Source organism: Synechococcus sp. B60.1, from assembly GCF_047462555.1.
Classification (GTDB): Bacteria; Cyanobacteriota; Cyanobacteriia; order Thermostichales; family Thermostichaceae; genus Thermostichus.
The window spans coordinates 8,230-13,077 of sequence record NZ_JANSJN010000013.1 but is presented as its reverse complement, the minus strand read 5'-3'; the positions used below and the strand labels follow the sequence as shown (position 1 = coordinate 13,077).

General features: G+C 58.9%; 7 protein-coding genes. All 7 read left to right on the top strand.

Features of this window, described 5'->3' with window-relative positions:
* A partial coding sequence (locus NW863_RS02700) for a phosphonate ABC transporter ATP-binding protein (RefSeq protein WP_414364214.1) occupies positions 1-564 on the top strand: 564 nt, incomplete at its 5' end.
* 67 nt (positions 565-631) lie between these two features.
* Positions 632-1,528, top strand: coding sequence for a phosphonate ABC transporter substrate-binding protein (gene phnD / locus NW863_RS02695; protein ID WP_414364213.1), 897 nt, complete (start codon positions 632-634; stop codon positions 1,526-1,528).
* Positions 1,473-2,315: a phosphonate ABC transporter, permease protein PhnE gene (gene phnE / locus NW863_RS02690; protein WP_414364212.1), complete on the top strand. Its 843-nt coding sequence runs from the start codon at positions 1,473-1,475 to the stop codon at positions 2,313-2,315. The genes phnD and phnE overlap by 56 nt, the downstream gene beginning before the upstream one ends.
* A 9-nt stretch (positions 2,316-2,324) precedes the next feature.
* Positions 2,325-2,744, top strand: coding sequence for a phosphonate C-P lyase system protein PhnG (gene phnG, locus NW863_RS02685; RefSeq protein WP_414334505.1), 420 nt, complete (start codon positions 2,325-2,327; stop codon positions 2,742-2,744).
* A complete protein-coding gene (gene phnH / locus NW863_RS02680) occupies positions 2,741-3,283 on the top strand; it encodes a phosphonate C-P lyase system protein PhnH (RefSeq protein ID WP_414364211.1) in 543 nt (180 codons plus the stop codon). Before phnG ends, phnH begins: the two co-directional genes overlap by 4 nt.
* Positions 3,283-4,299: a carbon-phosphorus lyase complex subunit PhnI gene (locus tag NW863_RS02675; RefSeq protein WP_414334502.1), complete on the top strand. Its 1,017-nt coding sequence runs from the start codon at positions 3,283-3,285 to the stop codon at positions 4,297-4,299. The genes phnH and NW863_RS02675 overlap by 1 nt, the downstream gene beginning before the upstream one ends.
* Positions 4,289-4,848, top strand: a 560-nt coding sequence (locus NW863_RS02670) for an alpha-D-ribose 1-methylphosphonate 5-phosphate C-P-lyase PhnJ (protein WP_414364210.1), incomplete at its 3' end; no start/stop codon positions are given. The genes NW863_RS02675 and NW863_RS02670, both read left to right, overlap by 11 nt.

The following is a 4,848-nucleotide window of genomic DNA, read 5'->3' as shown; positions in this document are numbered from 1 at the left end:
CAGCAGGTGCGCAAGCGTACGGGCATGATCTACCAGACTTTTCAGCTCATTGGCCGCCTGACTGTCTTGGAGAACGTCCTGATTGGGCGCCTGCCCCACCTGAATCTTACCCAGGGCTTGCTGCGGCAGTTCTCGGAGCAAGATCTGGCCCAAGCAGAAAGGCTACTGGAGGAGGTGGGGCTTCTCGAGCACGCCTGGCAGAGGGCCGATGCTCTTTCGGGGGGACAGCAGCAGCGGGTGGGCATTGCTCGCGCCTTGATCCAAGAGCCAGCGCTGATCCTGGCAGATGAACCCATCTCGGCTTTGGATCCCAAAAATGCGCAGGTGATCATGGATTTACTGCTGGGAATGGTTCGTCGACAGGGCATCCCGCTCCTAGTGACCCTGCATCACCTGGAGATGGTGCGCCATTACGCCAACCGAGTTGTTGCCTTTAAGGATGGGCAGGTTTTCTTTGATGGGCCAGTCTCGGCTCTCACCTCTGAAAAGGAGAAGGATCTCTACTTCGGGGAGGAGGGAGCCTCTCAAACCCTCGGAGGGTTGCCCTCAGCCTTGACGGCTTGAGGACAGGTAAGCTCAAACTCAACTTCAATCAATTTCAATTTCAAGTCAGCTGCAGAGGAGAATACTCATGCGGAGAAGAAAGGTTTTTGCTCTAGCGGCTTTCCTATTGGGCTTTGCCAGTTGGGTGCCGGTGTTGGCGCAGAAGCAGAACTGGCCCGAGGAGCTGGTCATTGCTGAAGTGCCGGTGGAGAGTGCTGCTGATTACGAAGCTCGCTATGCGCCTTTCCTGAACTACCTCAAAGAGAGATTGGGGATCCCGGTGCGTTTGTTCGTGGCTGGTGACTACACGGCTGTGATGCTCTCCCAGGCGGAAGGGAAGACCCACGTTGCTTTTTATGGGCCCGCCTCTTACGTCGATGCGATTGAAAAAGCCAATGCCCCCATCGAAGCCTTTGTGAAGGAAGATTCTGTTCGCTCGGGCACTGTTTACCACTCTCTGATGATTTCCAAGAAGGGCAGTGGCATTACAACTCTAGAAGCTGCCAAGGGCAAAGATTTTGCTTTCGTTGACCCGGAGAGCACTTCTGGTTTCAAGGTGCCCATGGCTTACTTCTGTCTAGAGGCCAAGATCAAGCCCAAGGAGTACTTTAGGCAAGTTGCCTTTGCCGGCAACCATGAGTCGGTTATCCTGGGAGTCTCTCAGGGAACCATTCCCGTGGGGGTGACTTGGGATACCGGGATCAGCATTGCCACCAAGAAGGGCCAAATTAAGGGTTTGGAAGATTTTGAGGTGATCTGGAAGTCCGATCCGATCCCTTCCTCTCCCTGGGCCTACCGCAAAGACCTGCCGGAAGACCTCAAAGAAGCCATCCGCACGGCCTACCTAGAGTACGAGAACACACCGGAAGGCAAGCAATGGCTAGAAGCTCGCGGTCTCAAGGGTTTTGAGCCGGCCAGCGACAAAGATTATGATCCCTTCCGCAGGGTTAACAATGCTCTTAAGCAACCTGAGTGCCAACTCTAAGAAACTGCCCCCCTTACCGGCAGAGCTCAAACGAAGAGATCGCCTCAGTGTTCTCCTCGGCGGGATGGTCTTTTTGACTCTCCTGCTGACGGCAGGGCCGGCTGAGATCTCACCAGTCAGGCTGCTGGCTGGGTTGGGGAGGAGTGCTGCCTTTGTCGCTCGCTTCTTTCCGCCCAGCCTGCACTTTCTGCCAGCTTTTCTTTACTCTTTGCTCCAGACCCTGATCATGGCTTTCTGGGGCACTTTTCTGGCCACCTTCCTTGTGCTTCCCTTGGCCTTCCTGGGATCCAAGAACGTCGTCCGCTCTCCTGTGGTCTATCTGGCTGTTCGCGGGCTGATGGATATCCTCAGGGGACTCAACGAGCTGGTTTTGGCCCTGGTTTTTGTGGCTGCCATTGGCTTGGGGCCTCTCCCAGGGATCCTGGCGTTGACGCTGCACACGGCTGGAGTGGCAGGCAAGTTGCTCTCCGAGGCCATTGAGACGGTGGATATGGGGCAGGTGGAGGCCGTAAGGGCTACGGGCTCCCATCCTCTGCTGGTTCTTGTCTATGGCTTTTGGCCGCAGGTGGCCCCAGCTTTCTACTCGGTGACGCTCTACCTGTTTGAGGTCAATGTGCGCTCGGCAACAGTCTTGGGCTTGGTGGGAGCTGGTGGCATCGGCTTCGATCTGATGCAGACGGTGCGGGCCTTCCGCTTTCAGGACGCCGCCACCATCATTTTGCTCATCCTGCTAACCGTGTTTACAATCGACAAGGTCTCGGCGCGAATTCGCCAATCCCTGGTATAGGAGGTGAGGGTGCAGGCTCTTGAAATCCTGGAGCTGCTGCAGGAGGCTCCTGAAAAGACAGTTGTGGCTCTGGCGCGGGAGGTACGGCCCGCTCTGGGAGCTAGCCAGAAGCTGAAGGAAGGAGCGGGCCTGCTGTTGCTCCCCTTCCAGGACTCGCGCAGCGGTACGCCGTTTTATCTGGGAGAAGTCTTGGTTTACGAGGTTTGGCTGCGCTTCCCCCGAAAGGGAGTGGAAGGCTATGGAATAGTGCTGGGGGAACGGCCGCGCCTGGCCCGCTCCCTGGCTTACCTGGATGCCGCGTTGCAAGCGGGGATTGCTGAAGATCGGATCCAGGCCTTGGCCCTGGAAGCTCAGGAACATCTCCAGGAGAAGGATGAGCGCCTCTGGCGCAAGGTGGCCACCACGCGCTTGGAGGTGGAGACGCTATGAGCGTGCCCATACCTGCAGCCGAACGGCAAAGCCAACAGGTCTTCCGAACCTTGGTGATGGCGCTGAGCTACCCTGGTCGGCTTTGGCGCTTGCCAGCTCACTCGCTGCGCCAAGCCTTCCGCCTCATTGCGATTACCCTGGTGGATGGAAATGTGGGGGTTTGGGCGCCAGACTGGCTGCTCTTAGATCTGCGCGGTCAGGCTCCTCGGCCCGTGGCCTTGGAGGCGGCGGACTTCGTCTTTGCCGAGCGGCTGGCGGATTTGCCTGCCGGCTGGGAAACCCTCTCGGTTCTTAAGAGGGGCACCTACCTGGAGCCGGAGAGCGGGGCAACTCTCATCCTGGGAACTGGCTGGGGCCAGGGATCCCCTCTTGTCTTCAAGGGCCCCGGCATTGCTGGGGAGGTGCGCTTGGCTGTGGATTTGCCCCCTGCTTTTTGGCGGCTGCGCTCCCAGATCTCGGCCTACCCTTTGGGAGTGGACATCTTGCTTACCGACGGGCAGCATGTAGTAGGCATACCGCGAAGTGTGGAGGTGGGTTGATGGGCTACGTGGTGGCGCGGGGCAGTCAGGAGGCCATTCTCAATGCCGAAGCCCTTTTTCGGGAATTGTTGCCGAGGGGGGCAGGTCAGTCGAGTAAGGGCCTGGCCAGCTACTTGCCCTATCTTTTGGATCAGGTGATGGCGGAAGCTGGCCTCTGGGCTCCAGAGCTGGCTGCTGAGGCCTTGGCCCAGACAGGGGGCGATCTCTACGAAGCGCTGCTGCTTTTGCGAGCTCATCGAACTACCCTTCCTCGCCTGGGCAAAGCGCAGCTTCAGAAAAAAGAAGATTTGCTCCTGGTGCGACGGCTTTCTTCAGCCTTCAAGAGCATTCCCGGCGGCCAAGTCCTCGGCCCCACCCTCGACTACAGCCTGCGTCTGCTGGGTTTTTCCGGAACCCAAGGGGTGGAGCCAGAGACCACGGCTGCTCCCCAGCGCTACCCTTCGGTGCGAACCTGGCTAAAAGAGCAAGGCCTGCTGGAAGAAGATCCAGTGGCAGAGAAAGACTTAGAGGAAGAGATCCCGGATCTAACGCGGCAGCCGCTGCTGTTTCCGGCGCCAAGAGCCCATCGCCTGCAAGCTTTGGCGCGAGGGGACACCGGGGGACTCCTGGCCCTCGCCTACAGCGCCATGCGGGCCTACAACGTCCACACCCACCCAACAGTGGCGGAGTTGGGGGTGGGCTATCTCGAGGTGCGGGCTATCCACCCGGTGCGGGGAGGCAGCTTTCGCCTGGGGCGGATCCGCTTGGCCTTTGCAGAAGTCGTCGGGCATGGGGAGAAGGGATACCGCTTAGGCTTTGCTGCCAGCTTGGGCTGGAACGAGGGGCGGGTTATCGCGGGCGCAATGTTGGATTTGGAGATGGATCGCCCCACCCATCCGGCCCGCAGCGAGGAGTTTGTTCTGGTACACACGGATCCCGTGGAGGCCTCGGGCTTTGCCCTGCACTACAAACTGCCTCACTATGTAACGTTCTTCAGCAATTGGATGAGCCATCAGGAGGCTGCTCTTGAACCCTAAGCATAGCTACGCCTACTTGGACTCTGAAGCCAAGCGAGAAATTCGGCGCAAGGTTCTCAAGGCTTTGGCCATACCGGCATATCAAGTTCCCTTTGCCAGCCGAGAGATGCCCCTGGCCCGCGGCTGGGGCACGGGCGGCCTGCAGCTTACTCTCAGCCTCGTGGGGCCGGAAGATGTGGTGAAGGTCATCGACCAAGGAGCGGATGACTCGGTTAATGCTGCCAACTTGCGCCGCTTCATTGCCCACGTCAGCAGAGCTCGAACCACCACTGATGCTTTGGAAGCAACCCTCATCCAAAGCCGTCACCGCATCCCGGAGGAGCGACTGCAAGAAGGACAAATCTTGATCCTGCAAGTCCCGATCCCTGAACCCCTGCGCTACGTGGAGCCTTCCGATGCCAAGGCGCGGGAGCTGCATGCCCTGGGGGACTACAGCCTGCTTTGGGTGGACCTGTTTGAAGAACACTTGCACTACGGCCACAGCCGCAAGGGAGCAGCCTATCCCGTTCTGGTGCACGGCCGCTATGTGATGGATCCCAGTCCCCTGCC